The organism is Ruegeria sp. CG3 (genome assembly GCF_056537205.1).
On the sequence record NZ_JBQFRC010000001.1, the window covers coordinates 1,907,251 to 1,921,361 of the forward strand.

A 14,111-nucleotide genomic window follows, 5' to 3' on the forward strand; every position below is an offset into this window, starting at 1 on the left:
TCTGAAGGCGGTCAATCTTGGACACCCCCGTCACTTGCGGTTTGCCCCAATGATGGCACCGACAACCGCACCTGCGGCCGCGCCTTTGCCATCTCCGATCAACGCTCCGACGCCGGCGCCAATCAGGGCGCCCTTCAGCGCATCTTCTTCCTTTTTCTTGTCCGCCAAAGCAACTGACGCAGGCAAGACGATCAGCGATGCCGCCAATATACAGGCTGGCGCCTGCGCGCATTTCCTCAAGATCCACATTTGGTTGCCCTCCAGTGACCAAGCCCGAACCGGATGGTCAGCGTAGCCCGCTCCTGGAATTCTGGCAACTAAGGCCATCCCCAGGCTATTTGCGCCGAATGCCGATTGGTCTGCCGATCTTCGGCTCGGGGGGCAATGTGGCATGGTCGGACACCATTCGCGCCAGCCGCGCCGCGGCCCAGTCCGGATAGGGTACCGACCGGCCTGTTGTGTGGCTGACATTCATGACCAGGGCCTCTTGGGTGGCACAGACCACGCCATCCTCGGCCGACACCATCTGCGCAAAATAGTGACCACGCTTGTGATCGGCGTCCAGCATCCGAAACCGGAACACCAGCGCCTCGCCCTCGCGAACCTCGCGCAGGAAATGCAGGTGCGACTGCAGGATGTACGGCCCCTGCTCCAGCGCCGCGACCTGCGGTTCGCCCAAGCCCAGATGATCGACCAGCAGCCGTTCAAAGGCCAGATCGAACACCACGCCATAATACCCCACATTCATGTGACCGTTATAGTCGATCCAGTCGGGCCGGACCGTGAAACCGGTGATTTCGACCGGTGCGGGGTACGGGCCGTCATGGCCTCCCAAAGGCTCGTTTTCCCGGGTCATTCGTCGTCTTCCTCCTCGAAGATCGCCACCGCGCGGATGAACCCGGCCGAGGCGCCCTTGATCTTGAACGGAAAGCACGAGATCTCGAACCCCGTGGGCGGCAGGCTTTCCAGATTGGTCAGCTTCTCCATGTGGCAATAGCCGATCTCCATCGACGCGCGATGCCCCTCCCAGATGATCGAGGGGTCATTTGTTTCCGCGTATTCCTGCGCGGTCAGCGGAAAGGGCGCGTCCCAGCTCCAGGCGTCGGTGCCAGTCACGCGCACGCCGCGCTCGGTCAGGTACAGCGTGGCCTCGCGCCCCATCCCGCAGCCTTTCATCAGGTAATCCGGCTGGCCATAACAGGTGCCGGCCGAGGTGTTGACCACGACGATATCCAGCGGTCGCAGGTCATGCCCGATCCGCTTCAGCTCGGCCGCGACATCGGCGGCGGTGACGACGTAACCATCCTCGAAATGCCGGAAATCCAGTTTCACGCCCGGGTTCATGCACCATTCCAGCGGCACCTCGTCGATGGTGATCGCCCGCTCGCCCCGGTTCATGGTCGAGTGGTGATGGTACGGCGCGTCCAGGTGGGTGCCGTTGTGGGTGGCGATCTGCAAACGTTCGATGGCCCAGCCCTCGCCGCCGGGCAGGTCCTCTTTCTTCAGACCGGGGAAAAAGGCCATCACCTGCTCGGCCGTCTGGTCGTGGCTCATGTATTCGATCTGAGGCAGCAAGATCGGCGGGTCCGACACGATGCCGGTTTCCAGCGGGACGGACAGATCGACGAAACGGCGGGCCATGAACTCCTCCGGGATTGCGCGGCCCAAGGGTTGGCTGGCTGCAAGCATCTGTCAAGCCAAGAAAAAGGCGGGCACGCAGGCCCGCCTTTTCAGGGTTTTGGTGAGTGGTGGCAGTCGTTACTCGGCCGCGATGGCATCCTCGATCTTGTCCACGCGGATGGCCGAGAACTTGAACTCGGGGATCTTGCCATAGGGGTCGATGGCCGAGTTGGTCAGGATGTTCGCCGCCGCCTCGACATAGGCGAAGGGGATGAACACCATGTCCTCGGCGATCGCCCGGTCGGCACGCACCATGATCTCGATCGAGCCGCGCCGGGTGGTCAGACGCACCATCTCGCCTGGCTCGATCCCCATCAGCTTGAGCGTGCGCGGGTTCATCGAACAGTTCGCCTCGGGTTCGACCGCGTCCAGAACCTTGGCACGACGGGTCATGGACCCGGTGTGCCAGTGTTCCAGCTGCCGCCCTGTAGTGGCGATCATGGGGAATTCCTCGTCCGGGGCCTCATCCGGGGGGATGATGCTGGCCGGAGTGAACTTCGCACGGCCATCCGGGCGCGGGAAGCCGTCGCCGAACACGATGGCCTGGCCCGGATCGGTCTCGGACAGCGACGGATAGGTGATGCTCTCGGTCTCGAGCCGCTCCCAGGTGATGTTGTCCAGCGACGCCATGGTCAGCTTCATCTCGTTGAACACCTGCGAGACATCCTTGTAATCCCAGTTCAGTCCGATACGCTGCGCCAGATCGACGGTGATCGCCCAATCCTCGCGCGCCTCGCCCGGCGGCGGCACCGCGGGGCGCACGCGCTGCACCTGACGGTTGGTGTTCGACACCGTGCCGTTCTTTTCATACAGCGCCGAGGCCGGCAGGATGATGTCGGCATAGTTCGCCGTTTCGGTCAGGAAGATGTCCTGCACGATCATCAGATCCAGCTTGGCCAGCGCCTCGCGGGCGTGGTGCACGTCGGGGTCGGACATGGCCGGGTTTTCACCCAGGATGTACATGCCCTTGATCTTGCCCGCATAGGCGTGGTCGATGATCTCGGTCACGGTCAGGCCCTTCTCGTTCGAGAAGTCGCCCGAGTTCCAGACCTGGCTGAACTTGGCCCGCACGGCGTCGTCGGTGACCGACTGATAATCGGGCAGGAACATCGGGATCAGACCGGCATCCGAGGCCCCCTGCACGTTGTTCTGCCCGCGCAGCGGGTGCAGACCCGCGCCCGGCTTGCCGACATTGCCCGTCATCAGCGCAAGGCTGATCAGGCAGCGCGAATTGTCGGTGCCGTGGATATGCTGGCTGACGCCCATGCCCCAGAAGATCAGGCCGGCATTCGCATTGGCGAAAATCCGGGCCACGCGGCGCAGCTGATCCGGGTCGATGCCGCAGATCGGCGCCATCTTCTCGGGGGTGAACTGGCGCAGGTGCTCCTTCTCGGCCTCCCAGTTCTCGGTCCAGCGGTGGATGTACTGGCTGTCATACAGCTCTTCCTCGACGATCACGTTCATGATCGCGTTCAGCATCGAGACATCGGCACCGGGCCGGAACTGCAGCATCTCGGTCGCGAATTTGCGCATGCCCACGCCGCGCGGGTCCATCACGATCAGCTTGCCGCCGCGCTTGGCGAATTGCTTGAAATAGGTGGCCGCGACGGGATGGTTCTCGATCGGGTTGGCGCCGATGATGATGGCCACATCGGCATTCTCGATCTCGTTGAAGGTCGCGGTCACCGCGCCCGAGCCCACGTTCTCGATCAGCGCGGCAACCGACGAGGCGTGGCACAGCCGCGTGCAGTGGTCCACGTTGTTGTGGCCAAAGCCCTGGCGGATGAACTTCTGGAACAGATAGGCCTCTTCGTTGGTGCACTTGGCCGAGCCAAAGCCCGCCACGCTGCGCGGGTCCTCATCCCGCAGTTTCATCAGGCCCTTGGCGGCCAGATCCAGCGCCTCGTCCCAGGTCGCCTCGCGGAAATGAGTGCTCCAATCGGCGGGATCGACGTTCAGGCCCTTGGGCGGTGCATCCTCACGCCGGATCAGCGGCTTGGTCAGGCGGTGCGGGTGGTGGATATAGTCGAACCCGAACCGGCCCTTGACGCACAGGCGGCCTTCGTTGGCGGGGCCGTTGATGCCCTCGACATATTTGACCTTGCCGTCCTTGACCTTGAGGCTGACCTTGCAGCCCACCCCGCAGAAGGGGCAGACGCTTTCGGTCTCGCTGTCGTAGTCCTTGCTGTCGCCGCGCTGCTGGTCGTCCAGCACGGTGGCGGGCATCAGGGCGCCGGTCGGGCAGGCCTGAACGCATTCGCCGCAGGCCACGCAGGTCGACTCGCCCATCGGGTCGTTCTGGTCGAACACCACCTGCGCGGTATGCCCGCGCCCAGCCATGCCGATCACGTCATTGACCTGCACGTCGCGGCAGGCGCGGACGCAGAGGTTGCAGTTGATGCAGGCATCCAGATTGACCCGCATCCCCACATGGCTGTCATCCAGCAACGGGATCTTCTCGGGCTCTTTCGCCGGAAAGCGGCTGTCGCTGACATCGTTCAGCTTGGCCATGTCCCAGAAATGGCTGGATGCATCGTGCGGCTGCTCGGGCTGATCGGCCACCAGCAGCTCCATCACCAGCGCGCGGGATTTCTCGGCGCGGTCGGTGTCGGTTTTCACCACCATCCCCTCGGCCGCCGGACGGATGCACGAGGCGACCAGCGTGCGCTCGCCCTCGACCTCCACCATACAGGCGCGGCAGTTGCCGTCAGGGCGATAGCCCGGCGCGGGTTTGTGGCACAGGTGCGGGATGACCAGGCCCTTGCCGTTGGCCGCTTCCCAGATCGTGGTGCCCTCGGGCACGGTCACGTCTTCGCCGTTCAGGTTGAAGGTGACGGTCTTGGTTTCGCTTGCGTCAAGCATGGCTGTCTCCCTCAGATCTCATTGGCGAAATGTTTCATGACCAGGCGGATCGGGTTCGGGGCCGCCTGCCCCAGACCGCAGATCGAGGCATCGCCCATCACCTGGCACAGGTCTTCCAGCAGGTCGGTATCCCACCTCTCGGCTTGCATCAGTTTGACAGCCTTCTCGCAGCCCGCCCGGCAGGGCGTACACTGGCCACAGCTTTCGTCCTCGAAGAAACGCAGCATGTTCAGCGCGGCATCCCGCGCGGTGTCCTGATCGGACAGGACCACCACCGCGGCGGACCCGATGAAGGTGCCCAACGGCTGCAGCGTGTCGAAGTCCAACGGGACGTCGTCCATCGACGCGGGCAACAGACCCGACGACGGCCCGCCCGGTTGATACGCCTTGAACACATGACCCTCGGCCATACCCCCGGCGGCATCAATCACGTCAAGAATGGCCGACCCTGCCGGCAGCAGGTAGACGCCGGGTTTCGCCACCCGGCCCGAGACCGAATAGCTGCGCAGCCCCTTGCGGCCATTCTTTTCAACCGAATTGAGGATTTCCGGGCCTTCCCGACAGATCTTGGACACCCAGTAGAGCGTCTCGACATTGTGCACCAGCGTCGGGCGGCCGAATACGCCGACCTGCGCCACGAAAGGCGGGCGGTGACGCGGCAGGCCCTTTTTGCCCTCGATCGACTCGATCATCGCTGATTCTTCGCCGCAGATATAGGCGCCCGCGCCGCGGCGCAGGTCGATATAGCCCTGCTCGACGATCCCGGCTTGTTCCAGCGCCGCGATCTCGCGCCGCAGGATTTCCAGCACCGCCGGGTATTCGTCGCGCATGTAGATGAAGCAGGTCTCTGCCTCGACCGCCCAGGCGGCGATCAGCATGCCTTCGAGGAAAACATGCGGGGTGCGCTCCAGATAGTAGCGATCCTTGAAGGTGCCCGGTTCGCCCTCGTCTCCGTTTACGGCCAGATAGCGCGGGCCGTCATTCATGCGGACAAAGCCCCATTTCTTGCCCGACGGGAAACCGGCACCGCCCAAACCGCGCAGGCCCGAGGCCAGAACCTGTTCCTGAACGGATTCCCAGTCGCCGCCTTCGCGCAGCTCTTTCAGTTTGGCATACCCGCCGTTTTCGACATAGGTCGCGAAGGTCTCATACTCGGGCAGATGGGCGTGGGTGTCCCCGGCCGCGATGGCGGCCTGCACCTTTTCGGGGGTCGCGTGGTCGATATGGTTGTGCCCGATTTCCAGCGCCGGCGCGGTGTCGCAGCGCCCCATGCAGGGCGCGCGCAGAACGCGCACTTCGGACGGGTCCAGCCCGTCCTCCAGCGCCTTTTTCAACTGCTGCGCGCCTGCCATTTCGCAGGACAGTGAGTCGCAGACGCGGATCGTCAGGGCCGGCGGAGGAGTTTCACCCTCTTTCACCACGTCGAAATGGGCATAGAAAGTCGCGGTCTCGTAGATCTCGGCCTGACCGATCCGCATCTCGACCGCCAGCGCCGCGATGTGGTCGGAACTGATATGGCCGTGCGCATCCTGGATCAGGTGCAGAAACTCGATCAGCAGATCGCGGCGGCGCGGGCGGTCGCCCAGCAGGCGCTGAATCTCGGCCTGCGCCTCGTCGGTGAATTGCCGTCCCTTGGGCGTGTGCCGCCCCTTGCCTTTACCTGACTTCCAGACGCCCTTTGGCGCGCCTGATGGCTTGGTATCCAATGGTGCCATGATGCCCTCCGATCGAGCCTCGTCTCTCATCAGAGTAGCATATCGTCAAATCGCAAAAACCAATGGCACGATAACGACAGTTTATCACCGCAAAGACGTCACGACCTGCCGCAATGCGCCAACGGTGGGCAATTCCGGATCCCGCGCCAGCGTCGCCAGACAGATCGGCTTGCTGACCACCGGGTCGACCAGAGGCAGGACACGCGTGCCTTTCAAATCGCCGAGCGCCCGTACCAGAACCCGTGGCACTACCGTCGCCGCCAGCCCTTCGCGCGCCATGACCATCGAGGCAGTAAACCCGCTGGTTTCAGCCACCACACGCGGATGCAACCCCTGTTCGGCGAAAATCCTGTCGAGAATGCGCCTGTTCTGCATCTGGGGCTCCAACAAGCTGAGCGGAAACTCGGCGACCTGCGCCCAAGGGATCGGGCCGGTCTCCTGCGTCATATGCTCGGGCACGAGCAAAACATAGGTTTCCTCGTACAAAGGCTGCACATAGCGCAGGTCAGTGCCGATACTGTCGCCATAGGTGATGCCGGCATCCAGGCTGCCTTCGTCCAGACGGTGCTGGATTGCCGTGGCCGACATCGTCTCGATCCGCGACAGGATACGCGGATGCGCCTGCTGCAGCCGCTTGACCAAGCGGCCAGTAAACGCGATGGCGGTCGGGATCACGCCCAGGATTAGTGTACCGGTGATCTCGCCCTTGATCGCCTGCACCTCCTGCTCGAGCGCTTTGGCGTCATCCAATATGCGGCGAGCGCGGCGGACGATCATCTCGCCCTCTTCGGTCAGGCCCTGAAAGCGGTTCGCACGGCGGACGATGGACACGCCAAGCCGATCCTCGAGGTTGCGGATCCGCATCGAGAACGCGGGCTGCGAAATACCGCACTCCTCGGCCGCCTTGGCAAAATGGCGATGGCGCGCCAAGGCGCTGAGCAATTGCAGATCGCGGATTTCGAACACGTGCGGGCCTCGGGCGGACAGGAGCGATACCGTAAGATACCGCCAATGCCCGCCCAGAAAAGCTGTTTCGTGATCAGGTGTTGAACAGGAAGTGCATCACGTCGCCATCCTTGACGACATAGCTTTTGCCTTCGGCCCGCATCTTGCCGGCCTCTTTGGCGCCCTGTTCGCCATTGCACGCCACGAAATCATCATACGCAATGGTCTCGGCGCGGATGAAACCCTTTTCAAAGTCGCCGTGGATAACACCGGCCGCCTGAGGCGCTGCAGTGCCCCTGCGAATGGTCCAGGCGCGCGCCTCTTTCGGGCCGACCGTGAAATAGGTTTCCAGTTTGAGCAGATCGTACCCCGCACGGATCAGCCGATCGAGGCCCGGTTCTTCGAGCCCCATCTCTTCGAGGAACATCTGTGCCTCTTCAGGCTCCAGCAGACTAATCTCTTCTTCGATCTTGGCGCTGATGATGACGTGGGCATTGCCCTGCGCCGCGGCCATCTCGGCCACACGCGCGGAATATTCATTGCCTTCGGCAGCGTCTTCTTCCGAGACATTGCAGACATACAGGACCGGCTTGGTGGTCAGCAACTGCAGCATCTTCCAGGCTTTTGCATCCTCGTCAGACACCTCGACCAAACGGGCGGGTTTGCCGCCTTCGAGCATCTCTTGCGCGGTGGCCAGCAACCGATCCTGCTGCTGCGCCTCTTTGTCGTTGCCCTTGAGCTTCCGCACGAGGTTGGCGCGACGCTTTTCGATGCTTTCCAGATCGGCCAGCATCAGTTCGGTCTCGATGGTCTCGGCATCGGCCACCGGATCGACCTTGCCTTCGACATGGGTCACGTCGCCATCTTCGAAACAGCGCAGCACATGAGCGATGGCATCGGTTTCGCGAATGTTGGCCAGAAACTGGTTCCCCAGCCCCTCACCTTTTGAGGCGCCTTTGACCAGGCCGGCGATGTCCACGAAGGTCATGCGCGTTGGGATGATCTGCTTCGACTTGGCGATCGCAGCCAACTTGTCCAGACGCGCATCGGGAACGGCCACGTCACCCACATTGGGTTCGATCGTGCAGAACGGGAAATTCGCCGCCTGCGCGGCCGCGGTCTTGGTCAGCGCGTTGAACAGGGTCGACTTGCCGACATTCGGCAGACCCACGATACCCATTTTAAAGCCCATGACGGCCTCCTGATGCCATTCGCGGGCTGCTTCTATGCGGGTCCGGTGCGATGCGCAAGGCACCCGTGGCAACTGGCCCTGAGTCCAATCTGCAACATCACGAGAATGTAGGGAAAACGTGTGCTTGTTGACATTGAACACGAGAGAATAGTGTCAAACTTTAACTTTGTAACGAATATCAACAGCGAACATCCCCATGAAAAACCTCTTTTCAAGCGCCGCTTTTTTGGCTTTTTCAACCGCCGCGCAGGCGCAGTCGGTGATTTTCGGCGCCGGCTACGCCGACTATTCCGACAGCAGTTCGATTGACCAGGCGATCTTTTCCCTCGAATACCAGCACCGGCCATTTCACGAGGCCACCCGCTTCAGCGCTGCGCTGGGGGCCGCGCTGTCGGTGGACGAGGATGGAAACACACATATCGGCGCCGGGGTGATCGGGGTTTATTCCTTTGCCGACAGATGGTTCGTGGAAGGCAGCGTGATGCCGGGTTTCTACAGCGAAGCCAACGAATTGAACGACCTCGGCGGGAGCTTCGAAATCCGAAGCCTTTTCGGGCTGGGCTATACGTTGAACAACGGCAATGACATATCGCTGGCCGTGACCCACAAATCGAACGCCAGCACGCAAGAGGAAAACCCCGGCGTGAACGCGCTCTTGCTGCGGTATCACCTGAACTTCTGACCCCACCGCTCAGGACGGGATTGATTTTCGGCCAAAGTTTCTGCACATCGGGTCCAAACCTGTATGCAAGGATCGTCCATGACCCGTATCGACGCCAAGTTCGCCGCCCTTAAAGCCGAGGGGAAGAAGGCCTTTGTCGCCTATATCATGGCCGGGGATCCCGACTATTACACCTCGCTTGAGATTGTTCGGGGCCTGCCGGCGGCCGGCGTGGACGTGATCGAACTGGGCCTGCCCTTCACCGATCCGATGGCGGACGGCCCCACCATTCAGGCGGCTGGTCAAAGGGCGCTGGACGGTGGCATGACGCTGCAGCGCACGCTGGATCTGGCCAAGGCATTCCGGGAAACCGATGACACCACCCCGATCGTACTGATGGGCTATTACAACCCGATCTACAGCCGCGGCGTGGACAAGTTCCTTGCCGACGCCAAAGAGGCCGGCATCGACGGCCTGATCGTCGTCGACCTGCCACCCGAAGAAGATGACGAGCTGTGCCTGCCCGCGCAGGCGGCCGGTCTGAACTTCATCCGGCTGGCCACGCCAACCACGGATGACAAGCGCCTGCCGCGGGTGCTGCAGAATACCTCGGGCTTTGTCTATTACGTCTCGATCACCGGCATCACCGGCGCGGCCGAAGCCGAGGCCACCGATGTCGGCCCCGAGGTCGCGCGCATCAAGGCGGCGACCGATCTTCCGGTGATCGTGGGGTTCGGCATCAACACGCCCGAGAAGTCGCGCGCCATCGCCAGCGTTGCCGACGGGGCGGTGGTCGGCTCGGCCATCGTCAGCCAGATCGCCGCCGGCAAACCGGTGGCCGAGGTTCTGGACTTCGTGAAATCGCTGGCAGACGGCGCCCACAGCGCCTGACGCCAGAAAACCCCAAACGGATTGCAACCGCTGCAGGCCGCACGCCTGCGGCGGTTTTTCTTTGCGCACATGACCCATATGACCACATGCACAACTGGCCGTTGCGCCGCGGCGGAAGAATTGGTAAAGAAACCTAACCAATCTGCAGAAGGGCGCGGCCATGCCTGTCATTACCAATATCGACGACCTGAAACGCATCTATGAACGCCGGGTGCCCCGGATGTTCTATGACTATGCCGAAAGCGGCAGCTGGACCGAGCAGACCTTCCGCAACAACAGCTCGGACTTCCACGACATCCGTCTGCGCCAAAAGGTTGCGGTGGACATGTCCGGCCGCTCGACCGCGTCGCAGATGATTGGACAGGACGTGGCCATGCCGGTGGCCCTCGCGCCCGTGGGTCTGACCGGGATGCAGCATGCGGATGGTGAAATGAAGGCCGCCAAGGCCGCGCTGGATTTCGGCGTGCCCTTCACGCTGTCGACCATGTCGATCAACTCGATCGAGGATGTGGCCGAACATACCGGCGCGCCGTTCTGGTTCCAGCTGTACACCATGAAGGACGAGGACTATGTCCGCCGCCTGATCCAGCGCGCCAAGGATGCCAAATGCTCGGCCCTGGTTATCACTCTTGATCTGCAAATCCTCGGCCAACGGCACAAGGACCTGAAGAACGGCCTGTCCGCCCCGCCGAAACTGACGGCCAAAACCATCGCAAACCTGATGACGAAATGGGCATGGGGCATCGAGATGCTGGGCGCCAAGAGGCGCGAGTTCGGCAATATCGTGGGCCATGTTCAGGGCATCTCGGACGCCTCGTCACTGGGCGCGTGGACCGCGGAACAATTCGATCCCAGCCTCGACTGGACGAAGATCGAGAAACTGATGGAGCAATGGGGCGGCAAGGTGATCCTGAAGGGCATCCTTGACCCCGAAGACGCGAAGATGGCGGCCAAGCTGGGCGCCGACGCCATCGTGGTCTCGAACCATGGCGGGCGGCAACTGGACGGCGCGCTCAGCTCGATCCGGATGCTGCCGCGGATCATGGATGCGGTGGGCGGCGAGGTCGAAGTGCATCTCGACAGCGGCATCCGCTCGGGGCAGGACGTGCTCAAGGCGCTGGCGCTGGGGGCCAAGGGCACCTATATCGGGCGCGCTTTCGTCTACGGGCTGGGCGCGATGGGCCAAAAGGGCGTGACCACCGCGCTGGAAGTGATCCAGAAGGAACTGGACACCACCATGGCCCTGTGCGGCGAGCGCAACGTGGCCGATCTGGGGCCGCACAATCTGCTTGTTCCGCAAGATTTCTGCGGCCGCTGGCAGGAATGACGCGGAAATCGTTTTTACCCCTTTCCAAATGGCCGGATTCGGTCTAAGGACGCCGCTTCACGCGGGGTGACAGCCTTGGAGGCACCCCGCCCTAACATTGGAGATTTATCATGGCTGGTGAGATTCCTGATCTCGTAGCTCTGGAACGGACGGGGACGGGCAAGGGCGCCGCTCGTCAGGCACGCCGCGACGGCATGGTTCCGGGCATCGTATTTGGTGGCGAGAAAGACCCGCTGCCGATCCAGATTCCGTTCAACGAACTGTTCAAGCGCCTGAAGGCAGGCCGCTTCAAGTCGACCCTGTGGAACCTGAAGGTCGAAGGCCACGAAGACGTCCGCGTCATCTGCCGCGACGTTCAGCGTGATGTCGTCAAGGACCTGCCGACCCACCTGGACCTGATGCGTCTGCGTCGCACGACCAAGATCGCCCTGTACATCCCCGTCGAGTTCATCAACGAGGAAGAAGCCCCCGGCATCAAGAAGGGCGGCGTTCTGACCGTTGTCCGTCCCGAGGTCGAGCTGGTCTGCACCGCCGGCGACATCCCCGAAAAGATCACCGTCGATCTGACCGGTCTGGAAATCAACGACGTTGTCACCATCTCGTCGGTTGACCTGCCCAACGGCACCAAACCAACCATCGACCGTGATTTCGTGATTGCGAACATCTCGGCACCGACCGGCCTGGCGTCCAGCGACGACGAAGAAGGCGAAGGTGAAGAGGAAGTCGCAGCCGACGAAGTTGAAGTCGTAGGCAAAGACGAAGAATAAATCTGGATCCCTTCGGATTGGAATTTGAAGCGGGGCCTCGTCCAGGGCCCCGTTTTTCTTTGAACGACCGGCTGGCACTGGAAAGGCATCTTGTGCAATTCTGCGCCGGACCGAAACGCACAAGGAATTTGCGATGAAGCTGTTTGTCGGATTGGGCAATCCGGGCGCAAAGTACGCCCGCAACCGGCACAATATCGGTTTCATGGCGGTGGATGCCATCGCCAGGGATCATGGCTTTGGGCCATGGCGTTCAAAATTTCAGGGGGAAGTATCCGAAGGAATGCTGGGCCGAGAAAAGGTCCTGCTGCTGAAGCCCATGACCTTCATGAACCGCTCGGGCCAATCGGTCGGCGAGGCCATGCGGTTCTTCAAGATCGACTCAACCGATGTGACCGTTTTCCATGACGAACTGGACCTTGCACCCGGGAAGGTTCGCGCCAAGGCAGGTGGCGGCCATGCCGGGCATAACGGCCTGCGGTCGATCCACGACCATATCGGTGCAGCGTATGACCGTGTCCGGCTGGGGATCGGCCATCCCGGACGCAAAGAGCTGGTTTCGCCCTATGTTCTGGGAGATTTCGCCAAGGCCGACGCCGACTGGCTGGACGATGTTCTGCAAGGCGTTGCAGACGGGGCGGTTCATCTGGCTGCGGGCGATGCGGCCAAGTTCATGAACGCGGTAGCGCTGCGAACAGCGCCACCGCGCAGTTCCACCACGACGCCCAAATCCGAAACCAAGACCTCTCCTGCCCCGAAAGCCGAGACGGTAACGCCTGATGACCGCACGGCGATGCAGAAGCTGTTGGACAAGTTCCGATAGCGGCAAAGACCTTCCGCAACGTAGCATTTGCAGAATTGCCGTCATCACGATCCAATGCCGCCAAACGGGAGGAATATCATGAAAACAGGTCTGAAATGGCTGCTGCGAATCGTCCTGACGCTGGTCTTGGCCGCTGCAGTTGTCGGTTTCTGGAAGCGCGAGGAAATTCAGCGCCTTCTGGCGGTGAACTCTCTGTTTTCCGAAGAAAAGATCGTTCAGAATTTCTCTCACATGGACGCGGCGTTTCTGACTGTCGACCTCCCTCGCGGGAACGGTCCCACTTGGGACCTGCCCTATGGCGCTGAATTCGACCTGCCCGCCGAGACGCCGGACTGGATCGAAGAGCGTGCCGTTACATCCCTGCTGGTGATGCAGGACGGGCAGATCCGGTTCGAGGAGTATTTCCTGGGCACATCGCCGGAAGACCGCCGGATCTCGTGGTCGATGGCCAAAAGCTATTTGTCCGCTCTGTTCGGCATCCTTCTTGAGGAGGGCGTCATAGCCTCGCTGGATGATCCGGTCATCAAATATGCCCCCAAGTTGCAGGGCAGCGCCTATGAAACAGCAACGATCCGCAACGTGCTGAACATGGCCAGCGGTGTAACCTTTGACGAAGACTATCTGGACCCGAAATCCGACATCAACCGGATGGGTCGGGTCGTCGCCCTTGGGGGCGAGTTGGATGATTTTGCGGCCTCGTTGAAGGACAGTTTCGCGGCACCGGGCGAGACCTGGCAGTATGTTTCCATCGATACCCATGTCATTGGAATGGTGATCCGAGGGGCGACGGGTCAAAGCGTCGCCGCGTTGCTGGACGAAAAGATCCTGCAGCACCTCGGTCTTGAGCGGGACGGATACTATATCACCGACGGCGCCGGCGTCGCCTTTGTTCTGGGTGGCTTGAATTTCACGACGCGGGATTACGCCCGCTTTGGCCAAATGATCCTGCAGAACGGCGTGCGCGATGGACGCCAGCTCGTTCCGGCCGACTGGATTAAGGAATCCACCTTGCCAAGCGCGCCGACCGAGCCCGGCAAGATCGGCTACGGATATCAGTGGTGGATCCCCGTCGGCGCCCATGACGGTGAGTTTCTGGCACGCGGCGTTTATGGCCAGTACATGTATTTCGACCAGTCGCGCGGCGTGCTGATCGTAGCCACGGGCGCTGATCGTCGCTTCCGGGAACCCGGGGTCAATGAGCAGAACATCGAAATGTTCCGCAAGATCGCGCAAAGCCTGTAAGGTAGCTGC

Annotated in this window: 13 protein-coding genes; 6 read left to right on the plus strand and 7 right to left on the minus strand. The window is 61.8% G+C overall.

The features are described 5' to 3' along the window. Window positions 1-30 precede the first annotated feature (30 nt). The 7 genes from ACR0NB_RS09465 to ychF all read right to left on the minus strand — a co-directional run bounded on the left by ACR0NB_RS09465 (window position 31) and on the right by ychF (window position 8,394). The gene (locus ACR0NB_RS09465; protein WP_480775489.1) at window positions 31-249 is read right to left on the minus strand and encodes a YMGG-like glycine zipper-containing protein; all 219 of its coding nucleotides are present in this window, start codon (window positions 247-249) and stop codon (window positions 31-33) included. 85 nt (window positions 250-334) lie between these two features. Continuing rightward, the gene (locus ACR0NB_RS09470) at window positions 335-856 is read right to left on the minus strand and encodes a thioesterase family protein (protein ID WP_480775490.1); all 522 of its coding nucleotides are present in this window, start codon (window positions 854-856) and stop codon (window positions 335-337) included. Next, the gene (locus ACR0NB_RS09475) at window positions 853-1,641 is read right to left on the minus strand and encodes a cyclase family protein (RefSeq protein WP_480775491.1); all 789 of its coding nucleotides are present in this window, start codon (window positions 1,639-1,641) and stop codon (window positions 853-855) included. Before ACR0NB_RS09475 ends, ACR0NB_RS09470 begins: the two co-directional genes overlap by 4 nt. A gap of 117 nt (window positions 1,642-1,758) precedes the next feature. Continuing rightward, window positions 1,759-4,542, minus strand: coding sequence for a formate dehydrogenase subunit alpha (fdhF, locus tag ACR0NB_RS09480; RefSeq protein ID WP_480775492.1), 2,784 nt, complete (start codon window positions 4,540-4,542; stop codon window positions 1,759-1,761). Window positions 4,543-4,553: 11 nt separating this feature from the next. Continuing rightward, complete coding sequence (locus ACR0NB_RS09485; RefSeq protein ID WP_480775493.1) at window positions 4,554-6,257, minus strand: NAD(P)H-dependent oxidoreductase subunit E; 1,704 nt, start codon at window positions 6,255-6,257, stop codon at window positions 4,554-4,556. An 84-nt stretch (window positions 6,258-6,341) separates the two neighbouring features. Further along, window positions 6,342-7,223 carry a LysR family transcriptional regulator gene (locus tag ACR0NB_RS09490; RefSeq protein ID WP_170420234.1) on the minus strand — a complete coding sequence of 294 codons (882 nt, stop codon included), beginning with the start codon at window positions 7,221-7,223 and terminating at the stop codon, window positions 6,342-6,344. A gap of 73 nt (window positions 7,224-7,296) precedes the next feature. Next, complete coding sequence (gene ychF, locus ACR0NB_RS09495) at window positions 7,297-8,394, minus strand: redox-regulated ATPase YchF (RefSeq protein ID WP_170420233.1); 1,098 nt, start codon at window positions 8,392-8,394, stop codon at window positions 7,297-7,299. Between the two features lie 196 nt (window positions 8,395-8,590). Between ychF and ACR0NB_RS09500 the strand changes: the two genes are divergently transcribed. From ACR0NB_RS09500 to ACR0NB_RS09525, 6 genes are all read left to right on the plus strand, one after another. Beyond that, window positions 8,591-9,076 carry an acyloxyacyl hydrolase gene (locus tag ACR0NB_RS09500; RefSeq protein WP_170420232.1) on the plus strand — a complete coding sequence of 162 codons (486 nt, stop codon included), beginning with the start codon at window positions 8,591-8,593 and terminating at the stop codon, window positions 9,074-9,076. Between the two features lie 78 nt (window positions 9,077-9,154). After that, window positions 9,155-9,946: a tryptophan synthase subunit alpha gene (gene trpA, locus ACR0NB_RS09505; protein WP_480775494.1), complete on the plus strand. Its 792-nt coding sequence runs from the start codon at window positions 9,155-9,157 to the stop codon at window positions 9,944-9,946. Between the two features lie 160 nt (window positions 9,947-10,106). Continuing rightward, window positions 10,107-11,273, plus strand: coding sequence for an alpha-hydroxy acid oxidase (locus ACR0NB_RS09510; protein ID WP_480775495.1), 1,167 nt, complete (start codon window positions 10,107-10,109; stop codon window positions 11,271-11,273). Window positions 11,274-11,383: 110 nt separating this feature from the next. Further along, window positions 11,384-12,040 (plus strand): 50S ribosomal protein L25/general stress protein Ctc, encoded by a 657-nt coding sequence (locus ACR0NB_RS09515; protein WP_093964607.1) that lies wholly within the window; start codon window positions 11,384-11,386, stop codon window positions 12,038-12,040. A 133-nt stretch (window positions 12,041-12,173) separates the two neighbouring features. Beyond that, window positions 12,174-12,860, plus strand: a complete 687-nt coding sequence (pth, locus tag ACR0NB_RS09520; protein WP_480775496.1) for an aminoacyl-tRNA hydrolase — start codon at window positions 12,174-12,176, stop codon at window positions 12,858-12,860. A gap of 78 nt (window positions 12,861-12,938) precedes the next feature. Beyond that, window positions 12,939-14,102, plus strand: a complete 1,164-nt coding sequence (locus ACR0NB_RS09525; protein WP_480775497.1) for a serine hydrolase domain-containing protein — start codon at window positions 12,939-12,941, stop codon at window positions 14,100-14,102. Window positions 14,103-14,111: the final 9 nt, after the last annotated feature.

What these genes read in the sequence shown, in the direction of transcription:
- ACR0NB_RS09470 (WP_480775490.1), bottom strand. Translation starts at nt 856, where the DNA reads ATGACCCGGGAAAACGAGCCTTTGGGAGGCCATGACGGCCCGTACCCC.
- pth (WP_480775496.1), top strand. Translation starts at nt 12,174, where the DNA reads ATGAAGCTGTTTGTCGGATTGGGCAATCCGGGCGCAAAGTACGCCCGC.
- trpA (WP_480775494.1), top strand. Translation starts at nt 9,155, where the DNA reads ATGACCCGTATCGACGCCAAGTTCGCCGCCCTTAAAGCCGAGGGGAAG.
- fdhF (WP_480775492.1), bottom strand. Translation starts at nt 4,542, where the DNA reads ATGCTTGACGCAAGCGAAACCAAGACCGTCACCTTCAACCTGAACGGC.
- ACR0NB_RS09465 (WP_480775489.1), bottom strand. Translation starts at nt 249, where the DNA reads ATGTGGATCTTGAGGAAATGCGCGCAGGCGCCAGCCTGTATATTGGCG.
- ACR0NB_RS09515 (WP_093964607.1), top strand. Translation starts at nt 11,384, where the DNA reads ATGGCTGGTGAGATTCCTGATCTCGTAGCTCTGGAACGGACGGGGACG.
- ACR0NB_RS09485 (WP_480775493.1), bottom strand. Translation starts at nt 6,257, where the DNA reads ATGGCACCATTGGATACCAAGCCATCAGGCGCGCCAAAGGGCGTCTGG.
- ACR0NB_RS09510 (WP_480775495.1), top strand. Translation starts at nt 10,107, where the DNA reads ATGCCTGTCATTACCAATATCGACGACCTGAAACGCATCTATGAACGC.
- ychF (WP_170420233.1), bottom strand. Translation starts at nt 8,394, where the DNA reads ATGGGCTTTAAAATGGGTATCGTGGGTCTGCCGAATGTCGGCAAGTCG.
- ACR0NB_RS09475 (WP_480775491.1), bottom strand. Translation starts at nt 1,641, where the DNA reads ATGGCCCGCCGTTTCGTCGATCTGTCCGTCCCGCTGGAAACCGGCATC.
- ACR0NB_RS09525 (WP_480775497.1), top strand. Translation starts at nt 12,939, where the DNA reads ATGAAAACAGGTCTGAAATGGCTGCTGCGAATCGTCCTGACGCTGGTC.
- ACR0NB_RS09500 (WP_170420232.1), top strand. Translation starts at nt 8,591, where the DNA reads ATGAAAAACCTCTTTTCAAGCGCCGCTTTTTTGGCTTTTTCAACCGCC.